This is a genomic window from Winogradskyella sp., from assembly GCF_028289625.1.
Taxonomy (GTDB): domain Bacteria; phylum Bacteroidota; class Bacteroidia; order Flavobacteriales; family Flavobacteriaceae; genus Winogradskyella.
On record NZ_JANQOM010000055.1, the window covers coordinates 1 to 2,498 of the forward strand.

A 2,498-nucleotide genomic window follows, 5' to 3' on the forward strand; every position below is an offset into this window, starting at 1 on the left:
TGGAGTATGCCTATAACGTTAGGGGCTGGCTAAAGAACATTAACAATACTGGCAACCTTGGGGACGACCTGTTTGCCTTTAAGATAAAGTATACAGACACCGACAACCCAAGCGGTGTAGGGCTCTTTAACGGCAATATTGCCGAGGTGGACTGGAGGACGGCAAGCGACAATACCTGGTTTAGGTACACCTACCACTACGATGCCCTTAACCGAATCACCAAGGCCGACTTTAACGGTGGCAGTACGGGCATGGGCACACGGTACCGTCTCAGCAATGTGGATTACGACAAGAACGGCAACATAAAGGCCCTGGAGCGAAACGGCCACATCGTGGCCGATCCCAACCGCAATACCAGCAGTGACTTTGGGCCTATGGACAATTTGGTCTATACCTATGAGGCCAGAAGCAACCGACTTAAAAAAGTATTGGATAACGGCAGTGACGGCCACGGCTTTAAGGACGGGGCGGATGTGGCCACCGAGTACACCTACGACGCCAACGGCAATATGCTGAGGGACCTTAACAAGGGCATTTCGTCGAATATTAGCTACAACCACCTCAATTTACCGACGCAGGTCACCCTATCTGGTGGAAATATTCAGTATATTTACGATGCCACAGGCGTAAAACAGAAAAAAATCGTGAGTACGGGAACAACGACCGAATATGCAGGTAATTTTATCTACGAGAACGGCAGCCTTAAGATGTTCTCGCACCTGGAGGGCTACGTAGAGCCAGCAGCTAAAGCGGGCACTTACAACTATGCCTACCAGTACAGAGACCACTTGGGGAATATACGTTTGACCTATATGGATGTTAACCAAAATAATCCTAGTGCGGTAAGTTTGGAAATCCTTGAGGAGAATAACTATTATCCATTTGGCCTAAAGCACAAGGGGTACAATGACGTGGTTTCCGCTAATGTGAATAGTGTAGCCAGAAAATTTGGATTCCAAGAACAAGAACTGAATGATGAACTAGGATTAAATTGGCATAGCTATAAGTTTAGAAATTATGATGCAGCTATAGGAAGGTTCTTTAACATTGACCCACTCACAGAGGATTATATGGATTGGGGGCCTTATGTGTTTAGTGGAAACCGAGTTATAGATGCAAGAGAACTTGAAGGATTAGAACCATTTTTTGTTAATTACGATATGACATTTAAAGAAAATGTGGAAACAAATGTCAATGCATACGTAGAAGCAGGAAAAAGTATAAGTAAAACTGCTGAATTTATATTAAATCCAGTGGAAACAGTTAAAGGACTGTGGAATTTAGGTAAAGCTTTATTGAATCCTGTTGATACTGCCGAAGCTATTGTTGACAATGTATCTCAAACCATTGAGGATACTCAAAGTACTGATCCTGATGTAGCTGGTCCAGCACTGGGAAAAATAATGGCTTTTACCGCAGAAACAGCCGCTGGTTTTGAGTTAGGAAATATTAGTAAAATTAGCAAAGTTACCACTGTTGCTGATGACCTTGTTTCAGGTATAGTAAAAAATGCAGATGATGTTAGCGCTTTTGCTAGTAAAAACCAGATTTTCAGTGCTCAAACAGGTGTTGACACTTCAAAAATTGGTGAGTATCTAACTCAAATGAGAAGCGGAAATTTTTCTTCAAGTTCAGGCGCAGCAGGTGTCATTCATAATGGGAAGTATATTCTAACAGAAGGAAATCATAGGATGAATGCTGCAATTAGATATGGCTTAGAAACAGGGGATTTAAAATATGCTCAACAATTAATAGATAATGGTAATTTTCAGATTCGTAACCCTTCTGATTTAGGTCTTTCTGTCAATAAATTCCCAGTTAAATAATTAGAAAATGAAAAATACAAAAACCTATTTTGTCTTGTCATCTAGCAATGATATACAAGACGTCTTAATAAAATCTTTTGCCAAGAAAAAAAATAAAAGTATCACATTTAATGCAAAGTCATGTGAAAAATATATTTTAATATCTGATTATGCAGATATTATTAATTATGATTTTAATCGTAATGGTTTTTCAATTTATCTTTTTGAATGTTTTTTAAAGGACTTCATAAATCAATATGACTGCTTTTTGATTAACTCGTCGGGATTAAGTTATTCGAGTATAGAAAAACTGACACTATCTTTCTATAAAAAGATATCTAAAGTAAAAGATAAAAAATTATTCTTTATACATAATGTAGATAAATTAGGTGAGGAAGAACTTGTGATACGTAAAATAGACGAGTTTACCCATACTGAAATGGAAAAGATAATAAAAAAGTATAAAAATGCAGTTGATAAAGAGTTAGAGTGGTGATGTGGATAGTGTAGTAAAAAGGTCATGGACTAAACCATGATCTTAAATAATTGAAAACCAATAATTAGTTAAAAACAAATTATTGGTTTTCTATCTTAAGGATAATAGTTCTAAATTTAATATTCTTAATAAGAATAAACGTTCTTTAAAAATATAATAAGTATAAGTTTTCTTTGATTCTTTCTTTTTAAAAAGAA

2 protein-coding genes are annotated in these 2,498 nt (G+C 37.0%); both read left to right on the top strand.

Annotated features, from left to right (window positions below):
- Positions 1–1,826: RHS repeat-associated core domain-containing protein (locus Q0992_RS11140; protein WP_299523968.1), on the top strand; the 1,826-nt coding region annotated here is incomplete at its 5' end.
- A gap of 7 nt (positions 1,827–1,833) precedes the next feature.
- Positions 1,834–2,301, top strand: a complete 468-nt coding sequence (locus Q0992_RS11145; RefSeq protein ID WP_299523970.1) for a hypothetical protein — start codon at positions 1,834–1,836, stop codon at positions 2,299–2,301.
- The last annotated feature ends 197 nt before the right edge of the window (positions 2,302–2,498 follow it).